11 protein-coding genes and 1 riboswitch are annotated in these 16907 nt (G+C 37.8%); of the genes, 7 read left to right on the plus strand and 4 right to left on the minus strand.

All coding sequences use genetic code 11. The features are described 5' to 3' along the window. Positions 1-371 precede the first annotated feature (371 nt). Together FNK51_RS14410 and FNK51_RS14415 are read right to left on the minus strand one after the other, a co-directional pair. Positions 372-752: a CBO0543 family protein gene (locus FNK51_RS14410; RefSeq protein WP_260398105.1), complete on the minus strand. Its 381-nt coding sequence runs from the start codon at positions 750-752 to the stop codon at positions 372-374. Then, a complete protein-coding gene (locus FNK51_RS14415; RefSeq protein WP_141993790.1) occupies positions 745-1932 on the minus strand; it encodes a DUF2515 domain-containing protein in 1188 nt (395 codons plus the stop codon). The genes FNK51_RS14410 and FNK51_RS14415 overlap by 8 nt, the downstream gene beginning before the upstream one ends. A gap of 831 nt (positions 1933-2763) precedes the next feature. Between FNK51_RS14415 and FNK51_RS14420 the strand changes: the two genes are divergently transcribed. From FNK51_RS14420 to FNK51_RS14435, 4 genes are all read left to right on the plus strand, one after another. Continuing rightward, positions 2764-4062, plus strand: coding sequence for a helix-turn-helix domain-containing protein (locus tag FNK51_RS14420; protein WP_141993791.1), 1299 nt, complete (start codon positions 2764-2766; stop codon positions 4060-4062). A 489-nt stretch (positions 4063-4551) separates the two neighbouring features. Next, positions 4552-5724 (plus strand): M20 family metallopeptidase, encoded by a 1173-nt coding sequence (locus tag FNK51_RS14425; RefSeq protein ID WP_141993815.1) that lies wholly within the window; start codon positions 4552-4554, stop codon positions 5722-5724. A 12-nt stretch (positions 5725-5736) separates the two neighbouring features. Further along, positions 5737-5937 carry a DUF3311 domain-containing protein gene (locus tag FNK51_RS14430; protein ID WP_098370916.1) on the plus strand — a complete coding sequence of 67 codons (201 nt, stop codon included), beginning with the start codon at positions 5737-5739 and terminating at the stop codon, positions 5935-5937. Continuing rightward, a complete protein-coding gene (locus FNK51_RS14435) occupies positions 5934-7457 on the plus strand; it encodes a sodium:solute symporter family protein (protein ID WP_260398106.1) in 1524 nt (507 codons plus the stop codon). Before FNK51_RS14430 ends, FNK51_RS14435 begins: the two co-directional genes overlap by 4 nt. A 161-nt stretch (positions 7458-7618) precedes the next feature. Here the strand turns inward: FNK51_RS14435 and FNK51_RS27255 are convergent, their stop codons facing one another. Beyond that, a complete protein-coding gene (locus tag FNK51_RS27255) occupies positions 7619-7747 on the minus strand; it encodes a hypothetical protein (RefSeq protein WP_255256698.1) in 129 nt (42 codons plus the stop codon). A 1498-nt stretch (positions 7748-9245) separates the two neighbouring features. Next, positions 9246-10589: an alpha/beta hydrolase family protein gene (locus tag FNK51_RS14440; RefSeq protein WP_141993792.1), complete on the minus strand. Its 1344-nt coding sequence runs from the start codon at positions 10587-10589 to the stop codon at positions 9246-9248. Positions 10590-10953: 364 nt separating this feature from the next. Further along, positions 10954-11119, plus strand: a riboswitch (M-box (ykoK) riboswitch). A gap of 281 nt (positions 11120-11400) precedes the next feature. Here FNK51_RS14440 and mgtE point away from each other — a divergent pair. From mgtE to FNK51_RS14455, 3 genes are all read left to right on the plus strand, one after another. Beyond that, on the plus strand, positions 11401-12759 hold the full coding sequence (gene mgtE / locus FNK51_RS14445) for a magnesium transporter (protein ID WP_141993793.1): 1359 nt from the start codon (positions 11401-11403) through the stop codon (positions 12757-12759). 499 nt (positions 12760-13258) lie between these two features. Further along, on the plus strand, positions 13259-14287 hold the full coding sequence (locus FNK51_RS14450; RefSeq protein WP_141993794.1) for an NADP-dependent oxidoreductase: 1029 nt from the start codon (positions 13259-13261) through the stop codon (positions 14285-14287). A 629-nt stretch (positions 14288-14916) separates the two neighbouring features. Then, positions 14917-16869 carry an FUSC family protein gene (locus tag FNK51_RS14455; protein WP_141993795.1) on the plus strand — a complete coding sequence of 651 codons (1953 nt, stop codon included), beginning with the start codon at positions 14917-14919 and terminating at the stop codon, positions 16867-16869. Positions 16870-16907 lie beyond the last annotated feature (38 nt).

Consider the following 16907-nt stretch of genomic DNA (forward strand, 5'->3'; position numbering starts at 1 on the left):
AATTGAGATAGCCCAAATAATAAAAAGCTCAAAAAGGTCTAATTACGTTTCACAGCCATTATATTTAGATGCATTATATATCATGTACTTTATATCTTGGCTATGAGTGCCGAAAATAGTTGAGAACTAGATTTTCGGGAATGTTTTTATAAGGTTTTCCATAAGCAAATCTATAAAAGTAGTGAGCTATTTTAGTCTTTAATCATCAAATCCAGAAGGGAAACCCTCCTAGCATATTTCAAAGGGGGTCACAAAAATTTTATTTTAATTTTTGTGACCCCCTTTGTTTTTTTATCCATAACACCAAATTGGCATGTACTTTTTCGTATTTAGCAAGTTTGTTTGTTAGATTCCTATAACACGGTCGATTGTTATTGAAACCATCGATAAAATTTCCAAATAATGAGCATGAAGATCATGTATCCGAAAAGGGAATAAGAATGTTGCCATGCTTCGCTATGAGTAAACAATCCTAAATTCTCCGAAAACGATTCGGAAACACTTATACAAAGTCCAATCAAAACGATAAACAGTATTCTTGATAATTCAGTCAACGCTTTAGCGATCCATAAAAAGAGCGTAGTAAAGATTGGCAATATCAATAATGTAAAAGCGACATTGATTGTAAATATATCTGGGAATGGTCTTGCCGGAAAGGAATACATTTGTTTACCTACAAACAGTAAGTCTAAATACGTTCCGATGAAACAAGAGAAAATTATTGTGGCTACAAAAGCCCGATGGTTACTCATATTCTGCTTCTTCTCGGAGTAGGACGTTTTTTTTTGCCAGAATGGCAAGTTCAATTTTTTCAAGCGTTGTGCAGTATTCATCATAAATCTCCCCATCTATATTTTCTCCCTTATCGATTAAGTAGTCCATGATGTGCCAGTCTTCAAACCAGTCTTTGCTTTCCTCCTCCTCATGATTAAGATCTTTCCATGTGTATATTAATCGAGGACTGTATAAACGATCCGCACCTTTTCTTAATTGGCATTTTTTTGTTCGACGTTTATAAAATGCACGGGAGAATGATTCGTTTACATCATTAAACAAATGCGGCCAGTAGTCTTTTCGCGAACCGGTATGTGGATGATCATGAGCCCAATCTACTACTCCTGATAAGATGTTCTCACGGCTAAACAGCAGTGAGTATAATCGCTTGCCCAGCAATATTCGCTCATGAAGGGAGGTGAAATGCTTCATTGTATTCCCGACTAGTAATGTTTCTTGTTTGGTCTCATCCTTATAGTATGGAAAAAGAATGTGATTAAAGCGAAAAAAATCATAAATTTTGAATCCAATACTATTTAGTACGGTCTTTTTAAAATGGGCATTTTGAATGACCCTTTTTTCTAAATAGCTTTGTTCATTAATAACAGTGGCAATGGCTAATATATACTGGTCGCCTGTTCTCCAAAAATGGTTCCACAACGTTTCCATAAACGTTGATACATTGAAAAAAGGTAGAAGATGAAACAGTCTTTTTGATCTTTTGACACTTTGTTCATACAACAAAAATTGTGGGTACACATCTTGGAAGATTAACCAGTTCCCTCGTTCCAAAAAAGAAAAGAAGATAAGTTGATCTTTTTCCGACAATAGTCTTGTATATAAATCCCCTTTTAAATCCGTCATATTCCAACCGCCATTACGCGATACCATATGTCCAAGTAGTGCCCAGTGTATTTCTGGGTAACGGAGGTAAAACTGAAAATAGGCATGAGTTCGTGTCACATTATTATTGTTGTGTTGTCTTGTTCGTTCTTTTATTTCATGTATTAACATTGTCTCTTCTCCCGTTAACTCCCACGTTTTAACAGAAGTCTGTTTTTTACCTTTTTTCTTTAATTCATCTTTTACATCTAAAAGAGAATACGGAAACGTCTTGGAAAATCCGTTCCATTTCCTTTTCCAATCGTTGTGATGCATCCTTCTTCCTCCCGTTAACATGAATGTTCTTCTTTTTTAGGCCAAATAGGTTATCGTAATAACCAACAGGTGATCAAATTTTTCAATCTATTTATGAGAAATCAATCTTTTAAACTTCTAGTAAGGATTTTTAAAGGTATTTTAACAGTGTAGCTATCATCAGTTTATTACGAACGTGAGGAACAAATGATGATAGTTTTTTCGTACAAGAGGTAGCGCGCACATTTTAATGTTATCTGTACTAAGAAAATCATGAGTATTTAAAGTATTCTAAGAAGATAAATTGAGTGAAAAGTTACTTTCAATATTGAGGGAGGATAGTTAAAGAGTGCTGTTTGCTCTTTGTTCAACAATTGAAGCATTTTATTGAATAAGATTTGCATAAATATCCCCTTACGCAGCCATTTAGGTGCGCTTGAGATGCGTAAACGTTGATTTATCAATGGTGTATAAACGAGGGTGTTTTGTAAACCTCACATGAATAACGTATACAAGGTATTTTTCTTTCATATCGCATGATAAAATGGTGTAAAAGGGAAATGTTGGTGTTGTTAGGTATGTTTTTACAGCTATAAATACCATTTCTATCATTCTTTTCTTTTTGCTACTGTTATTTTTCATTTCTCTTGGTTTATTTATACGATCAAGAGTAACAAACCAAACTAATAAACAGAACTCTAATACAAATTAAATAAAAGTTAGATAAAATGAATGAATTATGGAAAAACAACAGAAGAATTAGAACTTACGATAATGTGAATTATGTTAAACTAGGATATTCTATAAAGAACAATGAATATATTACAGATGATAAAGGAAGTCGAATACAGGATGTATAAAATCGGACTGGTCGGTCTAAAAACTTCTATAGAACAGATATTAGACTTGGCAGAAGAATATAAACATGAGTTGGAATTCATCTCTTTTCCCTATGTAAATACCGAAGAGGTAGAGGAAATTGTAAAGGAACATGATTCTAACGTACATGCATGGCTTTTTTCTGGTCCACTTCCCTATGAAATCGCCAACAAAACACTAGGCACAGATAAAATAATGGTCCATGTTCCAGCCACGGAATCAGGTTTTTATAAATCCTTTTTAGAGATGATCTACGAACAAGGGAAAATCATTGAGCATCTAAGTATTGATACTATGTCCTCAAATAATATTAGCGAAGAAGCTTTGTCACAGTTGAATATAAAAACCAAAAAGATTTATACGAAAGTGTTTAAGACAGATGTTGATACGGATGAATTGGTACATTTTCACTTGGATTTATGGAACACGGGAAAGACAGAAGGAGCTTTTTCCTGTTTTCCATCCGTGTGTGAAGCTTTAAGGGAATATGGCATTCCAGCCTATCGTATGTCGATGAGTAAGATGGAAGTGCGGCAAACGCTTCGAATTCTTTCTGAGAAAGTAAAGACATCCTACTTTAAGGGTACACAAATCGGAGTTGAAATCATTGAAGTCGAATATTTTAACAAAGTGGCAGAGGAAATGAAAACTCCATATCATTTACAGTACTTGGAGCTTCGCCTAAAAGAAATGTTGATTCAGCTTGGAGAAAAAATAAATGGTTCCTTTTCAGAGAAAGGGAATGGAAGGTACATGATTTTTAGTTCTCGCGGCGCAATTGAACGAGAAATCATTACGCTCGAAGATACCATTCAAAAATTGGCCTTTGAAGCAGATACACCCGTTACCGTTGGAATTGGCTTCGGCGAGACTGCCTATTCAGCGGAAGTCAATGCTTTTCGGGCTATTCAACACTCGAAAGAGATGAAAAAGCGTGAAATTGTAATTATTCAAGATGATGGGAAAATTATCGAATCACCAGGCAAAAAGAAAGAATTGCAATATGATACCCGTTCCCACAATAAACCTCTTATAGAAAAGTTGAAAAACGGAAATATCAGTGTTAAAACGTATAAGAAAATATCGGCTCTCGTTCAAAGAATGGGCTGGAGTGAATTTACTACAAAGGATTTAGCGACACATCTTGAAATGACAGAGCGCAATGTACGGCGAATTGTTGCAGATATGTGCGAAGTTGATTTGGCACAATGCATTGGGGAAGAGGCTAACGCCACTCGTGGAAGGCCGAGTAAAATTTATCGATTATTATAAATTACAGGCACCCATATTTGGGGTGCTTTAGACTGTAGACAAACTCGATGAAAATTGAGTTTGTCTACAGTTTTTTTTGAGGGTTCGTGAAAATGCGAACGTTGATTGGAACGTAGGGAACTCGCTTTCCGCGGGCGGTCCGTCCTCGGCGCCTTCGCGCCTGTGGGTTCTCCTATGGACACGCTTTTCTATGCAGGAGTCAAGCACCTTCAGTTTTCAATCAACTTTGTTTTAACAGTTAGATAGAACCTACAAACTGAGGGACCCATAATTGGGGTGCCTTTCTGCTTTATGCTGCGTTTCAAATTTTTGTAAAACTTGGCAACTAGATGAGGTTTGGAAACGGTTTAGAATTTTCAAAAAATATTGAAATAAAAACCGAGGGAGATTATACTCTATTTAAGGAATTTTTTCCTTAAACTATCCTAAATTAAGGGCTGTTATGTAAATTGAATGAAAAAGGGGTTGTAGTTGGTGTCTCAAACGATAATGATTCATGATTTGATCGAGGCTGTTAAAGATGAAGTGGTTGCTTGGAGAAGGTATTTACATAAGTATCCGGAGCTTTCTTTTCAGGAGGAAAAAACAGCACAATTTGTTTATGAAAAGCTGCAAACTTTTGGTGAATTGGAAATTTCACGTCCGACAAAGACGAGTATTATGGCTCGTTTGATCGGTCAGCAGCCTGGGAAGGTTATTGCACTGCGGGCAGATATGGATGCGCTTCCAATTGAAGAAGAGAATGATTTTGACTTTGTGTCACAGAATTCAGGAGTTATGCATGCTTGCGGACATGATGGGCATACGGCGATACTGCTTGGCACAGCAAAAATTCTTACAAAGTTAAAGGATCAAATTAAAGGGGAGGTGCGCTTTTTATTTCAACATGCTGAGGAACTTCCGCCCGGTGGGGCTCAAGAAATGGTGAGAGCCGGTGTGCTGGATGGGGTGGATATGATCATTGGCGCCCATCTCTTGTCGACTCTTCCTTTAGGGAAAATTGGTTTGGGTTACGGTCCGGTGATGGCTGGAGCTGATACTTTTAACATTACCGTGGTTGGTAAAGGGGGGCACGCCTCGCAGCCTGAACTTACCGTCGATCCCATAGCGATTGGAACTCAGGTTGTATCGAATCTCCAGCACATTGTTTCGAGGTATCGAGATGCCCAGGAAGCCCTTGTGATTTCAGTGACCCAGTTCCATGCGGGAAGTGCGATTAATGTCATTCCAAGTAAGGTAAGCATTGGTGGATCAGTTCGAAGCTTCAATCCGGAACTGAGGGAAAACGTTCCAACCTTTATCGAACGCATAGTAAAAGGGATTACGGAAGCACATGGAGCTACTTATGAATTCGATTATCAGTTTGGTTATGCCCCTACCATTAATGATGAAGAAGTTACCCGATTGATGGACGAAACGATCTGTGGAGTATTTGGTGAAGGAAGCCGGGAGATTTTAAAGCCAATTATGGGAAGTGAAGACTTCTCTGCTTTTCAAAAAGTAGTTCCGGGATCTTATATTGTAATAGGAGCTCGTAATGAAGAAAAAGGGATTATTTATCCTCACCATCATCCCAAATTCACAGTCGATGAACAGGCTTTACAATATGGGGTGAAGTTATTTGTTCATGGGACTTTGAAAATGTTAAATCTAACATACTAGGGGGTTAAGAGTTTGAAAAAAATATATTGGCTCGGAATTGTCCCGTTTCTTGGCTTTATTGTAGGCGCTTTGTTTACAAATAAAGTAACTCCCTATGTTCTGGGAATGCCATTTTTTCATTTTTGGATTGTACTCTGGTCTGTGCTGACCACAGGTATAATGGGGATTATTTATCTACTGGATCCTGCTAATCAGAAGGGAGATTCAAGATGAATATTGCCGTTTTTTTTATCCTGTTTTTTTTCGTCATTTCTGTTTTGATCGGTATCCAAGCTAAAAAAGGGAAAGAAATGAACTTGGAACAATGGTCGGTTGGAGGACGCGGGATGGGAGCCCTATTGATTTTCCTCTTGTCCGCAGGTGAAATGTATACTACCTTTACCTTTTTAGGTGCAAGTGGTTCGGCTTATGGGGAAGGAGGCTCCATATTTAGCATCGTGACATATGGCTGTCTGGCTACAGTGATCTCCTATTGGACATTTCCTGCTATCTGGAAGTATGCAAAGAAACACCAATTAGTTTCCCAATCAGATTTTTTTGTGAAAAAATATCAAAGTCCTTATCTAGGTGTGCTTGTTGCTGTAATAGGTGTTATAGCTTGTACTTGCTACTTAGTCCTGCAATTGAAGGGGTTAGGATATATCGTTTCAGCAACATCATATGGGGCAATCTCTTCTACAGCAGCCATTTGGGTCGGAGCAATTGGCGTTACCATTTTTGTAATGGTTTCCGGTATTCACGGTTCTGCCAGGACAGCTATTTTGAAGGATATTCTGATTCTTGGCATTGTCGTATTTTTAGGAGTTTATTTCCCACTTCATTATTACGGCGGGCTCCAACCTATGTTTGAGGCCATTGAACAGGCAAAGCCGAACTATACCATACTTCCAAATCAGGGAATGAGCGTTTCGTGGTATATATCCACTGTTGTATTAAGCTCTATTGGATTTTATATGTGGCCGCACGGGTTTTCACCTATTTATGCTGCATCTAGCGAAAAAGCCTTAAGGAAAAATGCCATCCTAATGCCAATGTATCAATTGATTTTATTGTTTGCCTTTTTTGTCGGGTTTGCAGCGATCTTACAGATGCCTGGATTAAAAGGCGGCGACGCCGATCTTATCTTGCTGCAGCTTTCTAAACAGGATTTTGATCCATGGTTTGTGGGCTTAATCGGTGGTACAGGCGTGTTAGCCGCTCTAGTCCCAAGTTCCATGCTGTTAATGTCAATATCAACATTGCTTGCAAAAAATGTATATAGCGTATTCACTCCATCAGCAACGGAAAATCAAATAGCAAAACTGGTAAAATACTTGGTTCCCATTATTTCTCTCGTAGGGATTTACTTGACCTTTAAAGGTGGAAACACCCTCTTTAGTCTCGCATTAATCGCCTATAATTTCATCACACAACTTGCTCCTGCCTTTTTCGCAAGTTTGATGAGAAAGAATTTTGTAACCAAACATGGAGCATTTGCCGGGATAATAACAGGAGGAGTGCTAGTCTCTATTATGGAACTGGGGAACATAAAAATCAGTCAACTATTTCCTTATCTTCCTCAAGCAATTAAAGACTTGAATGTAGGAATTATTGCCCTATTTATCAATATTGTAGTCTTGGTGGTGGTAAGCCTTATGACAAAAAACATTAATTATACTCATCAAGGTACCGATAGTTTGGAGACGACAACGGAAGGGCACAAGGTTCAGATACAAAAAGAATCAAATAGCTAACTTATTTTCACTTCCGATATGATAATGAAAAACGAATGACCTCTTTTCTGGGGAAAGTTTTGTAGGACTCTATTTACAGTCGGGATATCGTCGATAATGAATTGGACTTTTTGGCTACAAAAGGAACAAACCGGTCTGAATATGGCCGGTTTGTTTCATTATTACTCTGTTTTGGAACTTTGATCTTTATTTCTTTTATTTCCTTTACTGTTGTCCCCACTAACAGGAGCTTGCCCGTGTAATTGCGGTGAATTTTGATTACGGCTGCCTTTATTGAATTTTTTTGTCATGTCTCACATCTCCTTTCTTTTTTCAAATACAGTTTGTCCCTTTTTGGTGAACTTATGTTTTCACTTGAAAAGAACATCTAATTCAAGTGATATTCAAACCATTGTTTCAAAGATAAAAACCGAAAATTGCCTTTCAGGATATAGGCATGTGATAAAAATATTTTGACGTACAACAAGAAAAAAACATTAACCTTGAGATCCAGTGAGGAAACGCACTTCTTCCACACTGCATCTCAAGGCCAGTAAGTGATAGCTCATCAGTAAGGATGATAAAAAATTATTACTACCCATTGAAAAAAGGGCCTGAGCTGCATTTGAAGTCAGGTTGGTTAGAATAGAGTCACAGAAGGCTGAGTCAAATTCTTCAAACGCTGTCAGACCTCCATGCTATCGATCTGGAACGAGCAAAGGGAATTATCATTTCGCCCTTGAGGGATCTTACACAGACAAAGCGTTTAAAAAAGTCGTTTTGACTATTGAAAGTTCTGATTATGGAGATAAAATAAAATAATCGTTTGGGAATGTTGGAACTAGAGGATCTTTTATCATAAGTTCATTCAAGAGGTTTAAATTACATAAATCGCTACTTTATTTTTAATATACTTGCAGTAGTAGATTGTAGCTCTGAAAAAAAGAACAGTATATACAGATAAATGATTTCAAGGATACATGTGGTGTTTCTTTTAAAAGCATGTATAAACATCTTCATAGAGATCTTTCCTTTCTTATTGTAATTTCATCAATTATACTAATGATTTTATACAAAATCTTCCTCTTTGTTAGATTACCTACCATTGTTTTTCTGAAAGTAAGATTTTGTTGAAAAAGAGTCGTTCACCAATTCCAAACTGGTGAATATCGTCAGGAGGGCCATTTTAAGTGGATAATATTTCCGGGAATTACCTCGATAGAATATATTTTACGTGCTATTTTTGGAATGACAAAAACTGATTTTGGTATGTACTTTATATGAAGGGCCAGTCGAATATTTGCTCCACAGGTACTAGCACTTGTACATTAATTCGACATGAGGGAGCTTTTGGTTGCTGCTTTTTTCTTCCTTAATAAGCGCCTTTTTATTTTTCATGCTCTTTCAAAAAAGATTATTAGCATATGATTTAAAAGTGGGACAGAATATCTCGGTGAAAATATAAAAAACAAAAGGCAGATTGATTCTGCCTTTTGTTTTTAGTTTTAAGAATTCCCTTGTTGGTCTTTCTTAACTATATTGATTACTCCTATTCATGATTTAAAAAGTATTTGGGGAAACCAAAAAAACTGAGCCTATACACTATAACCAGCTTTCGTTCAGCGTCCACAAATTTCAATTTCTTTAGTTTGGGTGATGTAATTAAATACCTAAATTCTTTACTGCTAAAAGTACTTTTGTTAATTTCATAGATGTTAACATTTTTGACTTCTTCTATATCAACGCCTATGGGATCATTATGAATGCCAACAACAACCCAGTCACCTGAACCTGGGGGAGACACAATTCTCAATAGTTATTTTTATGACCGTCATTACTTGTGATGTCATTTTTGTTTAAAAATTCAATGATTCCATTCACCAATCCAGGGGATAATGGTAGTTCAGGATTTGTATAGGTTGCTAAATTTCCCTTTCGATCTGTAGGGGCTTCTTTCAATACATGATTCATCTTTTCAAGGATAAGTAATTCAGAATCGCTTTTTTCTTTATGTAACGCTTTTGCGTTAGTTGCCGGCACTTGAATATCTCTATTACCGTTTACGATTAGAACAGGGATATTCAGTTCCTTTACTAATTCTATCGGGTTATATTGAATCCATGAAATCATGTAAGGTTGAACAGAAGGTCGGAATACACTTTGCAAATCAGCACTGACAGTCCCGACTTGTTTTCCTTGTTTTAGCTTTGCCAGTATATCTTTGGATTCCGTTAATAATGTCGGTGTCAGTTGCTCTTCAAGCTGTTTAATGAGTACTTGGTCAATGGGCTCGCCTGCACCCGCTAATGAAATGAATATGTCTGTTTCTGTTTTCTTTGCGGCTGCCATCCCGATTAAAGAGCCTTCACTATGGCCGATGATGCCAACTTTGGAAAAACGGCCGTCCTTTTTGGCAAATTGAGCCCAAGCAACTGCATCATCAATATATTGTTCAAATCTCAGGTCCTTTTCTTTTCCTGCCAATTGCATATTTTCACCAATTCCGCGTTTATCATACCTAATGCTTGCGATACCTTTTTCTGCAAGACTCTCGGCTAACATTTTTAAACTATTATTTTTTCCTGGATTTGCAATGGTGTTACCATCTTTATCGGTCGGACCAGAACCCGCAATTATAATCATCACAGGAAAAGGCCCTTCATTTTTTGGTGTTTCCAAAAGGCCTTTAATGGTTCCGTTCTTTAAGTCGGCCTGCACGATTTCACCCGATTCTTTCTCTTCAACTGCCTGATTGGATTTCTTAAGCAATTCAAAGGGGAACGCTTGCCCATTTTGAACAAATGTTCCTGAAATCCTTTCCTGATCTACTTTCCCATCAAACGTTATTTTCTGATTTTGGATTTCCATATCAAAAAACAAGTCTGATTTACTTAACTTTACACTTGTTAAGGGGAATTCGTTCAACCCTTGTACAGGAATGCTTATCGTTCCATCTTTGTTCGTAAAATGAACAATGATTGGAAGCGGTTGATTTGGAATCTTAATATCTCCCTCCCACCTGCCTTCAATAGCTTTCAATGAGCTCACTTCCTTCGATTTCTCTTCCACCTGTACCGCGTCCTCGGTTCTGCAACCTACCATTAATACAAAAGCACTTACGATAATACATATAATCGCCAAAGGTCTTTTCATTTGAGCCATTTCCTTTCTTTAATAATTAGAGATAAAAAGATATTTATTATTAGAACATGTAACGTGTTTTTTTGTTTCAGTCATTCATATCCGCCTTCATTATAAGTAAGTTTTAATATATAATTCCAATATTTTCCCTTAAAATGGTGTTTATTTTTCCGGTGAATCCTTTTAAATATGGTGGCAATGTGGGACGTTTTAAAAAAATATCGAAGAGACATTCAATCAGTCTTAATCGGGAGTGCTTAAGTCGGTGTGGTTCTCATGGTCCTCTTTTAAAGGTAGGATATTAGGTCAAAATTAGAATTATTTGAATCAAACATTGACATCTAAAAGAAACTCTTTTAGAGTGGATTTGTAAATTAAATATCCTCGTTAGGTGAGGCTCCTGTGTAGGAGATACGCTACTGCCCAAAAATGTCGAAAGACGCCAATGGGTCAACAGAAACCATCGACATAAGGTGGTTTTTAATGTAGCTGGCTTTGTCCTATGCCACACAGTGCTAAAGCTCTACGAATGGAGGAACTGGATTTATGCTTGTATTTGTCATTCAGTCATATACGGCTGTTTGTATTTGTCATCCAGACAATGTACGCATATAAACCGTATTTAACACCTTCATTTGTAATGGAGGTGTTTTTATTTTTTTCCTGGAGGTGAGGATAGTGGGGAACTATTCACGACGATATATTTGAAGCTTAATGAAAATTGAATGAACACAAAGATTTTGGAAGGGGATAATAATATTTTTTACTCTTAATATTTAAGGGAAATATTTTTTGGCTCCCCTAAAAAGGAGTGAGTGACGAAATGATAAGAATCCTGACGGAAGATCAAATAACTTTACAAATCATAAAAATTTTAAAAGAAGGAAAAAAGAAAGAATTTCAAGCAATATTAGAAGAACTCCAACCATATGACATTGCGCGAATTTTTGAGGGGCTGCCAGAAAAACACCATACACGTTTCTTGTTGTTACTTGATTCTGAACAAATCGCTGAACTGATTCAAGAAGTTGAGAAAGTGCATCAATTAAAAATTCTTAGTAAATTAGGGATAGAGAAATCCGGCCATGTAATGGATCTAATGGATAATGATGATCTAGCTTCATTGTTAGAGGATCTATCCCCTGGAAAAATCGAAGAACTTCTTTCAGGCATGAAACAAGAAGAATCAAAAATCGTTCAAAATATCATGAATTATCCCCCTGAAACGGCCGGGCGAATAATGACAAACCGTTTTGTATGGATCCCCCAACATTATACGGTTCGAGAATCAGTTGAAAAACTGAAAATCTTTGCGGAGTTTTCGGAAACGATCAACTATCTTTATGTAATAGATAATGATAAAAAATTAGTAGGTGTCGTCTCATATCGGGATTTAATAATAAATGATGAATCTGAAAAAATTCAAGATATTATGTATAGCCGGGTTATCTCCGTATCTGCTTATGAAGACCAAGAAGAGGTAGCTCGTGTTATTGAGCGATATGATTTTTTAGCAATTCCTGTAGTTGAAAAAAATAATGAGTTATTAGGAATTGTAACCGTCGATGATATTATTGATGTTGTCATTAAGGAAGCGAATGAAGATATTGAAAAATTATCGGCTTCCGGTAAAGCTATAGACTTTGACACGAAGGCGCACGTGGCCGCATATCGTCGGCTACCCTGGCTTATTTTACTTTTATTTATCGGCTTAGTGTCCGGAACCATTATAAGCGGTTTTGAAGAAACATTGTCCAAAGTTGTTGCACTTGCTTTCTTTATGCCGATGATCGCAGGGATGACTGGAAATACAGGTACTCAATCTTTAGCTGTTGTTGTAAGAGGCCTAATCACTAGTGATACGGATAAAGGTGTTGTAACCCGACTTATTATACGGGAACTGAAAGTTGGATTGATAATAGGAATTACCTGTGGAATATTAATTTCCATCATAGCTTATGTTTGGCAGGGAAATCCCATTCTGGGATTAGTGGTTGGAAGTTCGTTAGTGATGACCCTAATTATCGGGACATTAGCTGGGACCATTATTCCTTTAATATTATATAAATTCAACATCGATCCTGCCGTTGCCTCTGGTCCGCTAATTACAACACTGAATGATATACTTTCGTTACTTATTTACTTTGGAATTGCAACGATGTTTATTTCAAAATTGATGTAGACTATCCATAAAACCAAGTTCATATATGCTTGCAAAGATTTTTCAAGGGCGAACATAGTCTCGATGATTTCAGTACAAACTGTCCAGGCCGACGTTTTGAATCGGGAATATAGATAAGATGAAAAAAGTAGCTGCTAAGATTGAACATTTGCCAAGCAGACAGAAAAAATAGTGTATTTCAAGCTGCGGCCTTTTCACGGTATCCAAACGGGGAAAGGCCGTTAAATTTTTTTGGGGGAGCGAGCCGCATATGGTAGAAGTCCACGTACATTATTTATTCTTAAAATGAATATTGAAGGTAACAAAGCCATTTCCTGATGACCTTTATATGAATGAAAAACATGGGACATAATAGGTCGTAGCAAGTTCAGGATTTTCAGGAAAGGCTACATAAAGAGTGTTATGGAAGCAATAGCCAATCATATTCTTTGACCTAAGAACTTCATCGGTGATACGCTTCTTTTCGAAATTACGTATTCAAAACCAAGGAGGAACAATGATGACACAAACCAAACAACAAATGATCACCCTGGCAAATCGTCCAAAAGGTATGCCTTCAAAAGGGGATTTTAACTTTGTTGAGAGTGAAGTTCCCACACCAAAGGATAATGAAATTTTAGTACGTACACTATATTTATCTGTCGATCCATACATGCGTGGCAGAATGCAAGATACCAAATCATATATTGCTCCATTTGAATTGAATAAGGTTATCACAGGTGGAGTGGTTGCTGAAGTTGTTGAGTCCAAATCGAATTCCTTCAAAAAAGGGGATGTCGTTGTTGGGAATATCGACTGGGCAGAATACACAGTTGTCACCGAAAAGGAAATCCGCGTGATTGATCCCAAGGTGGCTCCGGTCACAACTCATTTGGGGATTCTTGGAATGACCGGTTTAACTGCTTACTTTGGCTTGCTTGATATTGGTAAACCTCAAGAAGGTGAAACTGTAGTGGTTTCAGGAGCGGCTGGAGCAGTTGGTTCAGTAGTCGGACAAATTGCTAAGATTAAAGGTGCGAAGGTTGTTGGCATCGCCGGTTCAGATGAAAAACTTGAGTACTTAACGAAAGAGCTCGGATTTGATGGAGCCGTAAATTATAAAAGAGATAGTTTTAAGACAGATTTAGCTAATTCTGTTCCCGATGGAGTCGATGTTTATTTCGATAATGTGGGCGGCGAGGTGTCCGATGCTGTTTTCACACTTTTGAATGCGAATGCCCGAATTCCATTATGCGGAGCGATTTCCTCGTATAATGCAGAAGGGAAAGATCTAGGGCCGCGTCTCCAATCGGCGATGATTAAAACGAGTGCCCTTATGAAAGGTTTCACAGTTGGAAATTATGCCGCTAGATTCCAAGAGGGGGCTACGGATTTAGGTAAGTGGCTTCAAGAAGGAAAGCTGAAGTATGAAGAAACGATTATTGAAGGGTTCGAAAACACACCTGATGCCTTTTTAGGTTTGTTTAAAGGAACGAACCTCGGTAAACAGCTTGTAAAAGTTGCGGAACCTGAATTCGCTCAACTATAAGATTAGGGAACAAAGTGGAGGCGGAATCTTGTTTGACCTTTGAAAATGAGGGTGTATTAAAAGAGCTGTTATTTCAAAAAAATCCCGTCAAACCAATAATAGAGGTCGAAGCACATCTTTCAGCTAAATTGATGTGCTTCGACCTTTTTTTGTTTGGATATAGGGGTGTCCATTCCTGATCATTTACAAATCATGTCCTTCATGAAAGATAATCAACCTTAGGAATAAAATATACAAAGAATTCTCTGGATTTTCATATGTTGGGATCAATGTCGTTTTCGGACAATTTGTCGCTATGAAAAACATCCGAGATAAGATAGTTATATATATCATCAATAATTTCGATACTAGTCACCACACATGAAAGGCCGTGTTTGTCTACATATCTGTTGAAGTCATGACAGTGATGTTCCTTCTTGAAAGTCAAGGACTTCGATACGTGTGGAAAGCATACGAAAAGTAGGTGAAAAACAAAGGCATTCAAGAATTACTTACCCTTTACCGTATCTTTTGTTCCATATGAAGGATATTAAAAAAGGGTCTCTATAAACATAACTCTCAGCATAATGTTATGATAAAGTTAAAAGAATAGTTACCTAGGTAATCATTTAATGAAAGGGAAAATTGAAATGAGTAAAAATAAGCAAGGGACATCTTCAAAACCTCTGAAGTTGGATGTAATACATACGACATTTAAACAGGCTTTTGAATTAAAAAAGAATCCATTTCCTTGGATAAAAGCTTTAAGTGCAGGGGTAGCGGCTGCCTTACCTGTTTTCATTGGCTTATTATTCGGCAATTTAGCGTACGGTTTACTGGCAGGAATAGGCGGGTTCACTTATTTATACGTATTTAACCAACCGTATCACCAAAGAGCTAAAAAGATTTTCTTTGTGATGGTGGGTCTTGCTTTATCTGTTGTATTAGGGACACTTTTGGCTCCATACCAATTGGGAACAGCCATAATGATGGGGATCATCGGGGCAAGTGTTTTTTTTATTTTTGGTGCATTAAAGATTACCGGTCCTTCGGCGGTTTTCTTTGTCTTGAGTTTTGCGCTAGCGACAGGTATGCCCATTGATCAGACGCTTGCGCCGTTGCGTGGAGGTCTTGTTTTATTGGGTGGGGCACTGTCTTGGATAATTTGTATGTTAGGCTGGTTTTTCAATCCTCATGGACCAGAAAAGCTTGCGGTGGAAAAGGTGTACAGAGAATTGGGTGCATTCTTTGATTCGCTAGGCACCGGGAGATTCAATGCAGCAAGACAAAGAACGGTATTGGCGATGAAACAAGCGGAAGATACATTGTTAGCCGGGTTTTCAAACAGGCGAAGCTCAGACATGTTAAAGCGGTTGTTTCTATTGAATGACCAGGCGAATGTCATTTTCCTGGAAGCATTGGAACTATCCTTGCACAAAAAGGTTGTGCTACCGCCAGAATTAGGACAATCGGTACGTGCCTTGGCCGACTCCATTGCATCTAAAATTAAAAATGAATCAAAGATTCTTCAGCCGGACCAAATGGAACTAGAGGTTGAAAAGCTATTCGTTGAAATTTACAATGCAGATGCCATCATGAATGAACCGGTTAGTAAAATCCACCAAGAAGCTTCAATCTCAAAGCCTTCTTTAAAAACGATTTTTCTTGGGGCGTTCGATAAGAACTCGATTGTCTTTCTCTCTTCCATTCGATATGGAACAATCCTTACCATTGCCGCCATCATCGCCTATTCCGCTGATTTTAACCGTTCGTACTGGATTCCCTTATCCTGTGCAGCCGTTATGTCAGGTGCGACCATCGTTGCCACATTTCATCGTGCGGTACAAAGGACCTTCGGGACAATCATCGGACTCCTATTAGCAAGCTTAATTCTTGCATCCGTTCATAACGAGTTCATTATCGTTCTGATCATTTTGTGTTTGACAATCATTACAGAGCTTTTCATCGTACGGAATTATGGATTGGCGGCGATGTTTTTTACCCCTTCAGCTTTAATCATGGCGGAATATTCAACTCAAAGCTATGATTTTAGTTTTTTTGCGACCGTAAGAATAACAGATATCGTCGTTGGGAGCATGATAGGTCTTCTTGGATCGCTGTTAATCGGCAGTCAATCGGCCTCAAGCCTTCTCAATCATTTGATGGCCAAAACAATTCGAAGCCAGGGGCAATTTCTGTTGGTGGCGTTCTCTGGACATGATAATGAACTTGCAATCGATGAAAGCAGTGAAAGGAACAAAATGCAAACCAATATGGTGAATCTATTAACGGTCTACAATGCGGCTCTTGGGGAGATATTCAAAAACAAGGCTAGACTGGAATCTCTTTGGCCCGTAATATTTTCGATAGAACAGTTGGGATATTATTTAAATGCAAGCTTGAAATTCTCTGATCGGTCGGTACTTTCAGAGCGTGAACTTGCTCAATTACTGTATGTTTTTGAAACAATGGCAATCGCTGCAGATAAGGGGCGGTCACTTACTAATAAAGAGGTTCCGGAAATTGAAGGGTACTCAAAAATCCGCCACGAAATTTTGGATCTTCAAAAAGCACTTCGGTTTAGCGGTGAAGCAACGAGCTAATCAATCTAGTGATTTTAATAAGGGAGTTCTTATTAGAA

This window comes from Bacillus sp. B4EP4a (assembly GCF_006680105.1).
Lineage (GTDB): Bacteria > Bacillota > Bacilli > Bacillales > DSM-1321 > Peribacillus > Peribacillus simplex_E.

Coding starts and splice junctions, on each gene's coding strand:
- FNK51_RS14410 (WP_260398105.1), bottom strand. CDS start 752: ATGAGTAACCATCGGGCTTTTGTAGCCACAATAATTTTCTCTTGTTTC.
- FNK51_RS14415 (WP_141993790.1), bottom strand. CDS start 1,932: ATGCATCACAACGATTGGAAAAGGAAATGGAACGGATTTTCCAAGACG.
- FNK51_RS14420 (WP_141993791.1), top strand. CDS start 2,764: ATGTATAAAATCGGACTGGTCGGTCTAAAAACTTCTATAGAACAGATA.
- FNK51_RS14425 (WP_141993815.1), top strand. CDS start 4,552: ATGATTCATGATTTGATCGAGGCTGTTAAAGATGAAGTGGTTGCTTGG.
- FNK51_RS14435 (WP_260398106.1), top strand. CDS start 5,934: ATGAATATTGCCGTTTTTTTTATCCTGTTTTTTTTCGTCATTTCTGTT.
- FNK51_RS27255 (WP_255256698.1), bottom strand. CDS start 7,747: ATGACAAAAAAATTCAATAAAGGCAGCCGTAATCAAAATTCACCGCAA.
- FNK51_RS14440 (WP_141993792.1), bottom strand. CDS start 10,589: ATGAAAAGACCTTTGGCGATTATATGTATTATCGTAAGTGCTTTTGTA.
- mgtE (WP_141993793.1), top strand. CDS start 11,401: ATGATAAGAATCCTGACGGAAGATCAAATAACTTTACAAATCATAAAA.
- FNK51_RS14450 (WP_141993794.1), top strand. CDS start 13,259: ATGACACAAACCAAACAACAAATGATCACCCTGGCAAATCGTCCAAAA.
- FNK51_RS14455 (WP_141993795.1), top strand. CDS start 14,917: ATGAGTAAAAATAAGCAAGGGACATCTTCAAAACCTCTGAAGTTGGAT.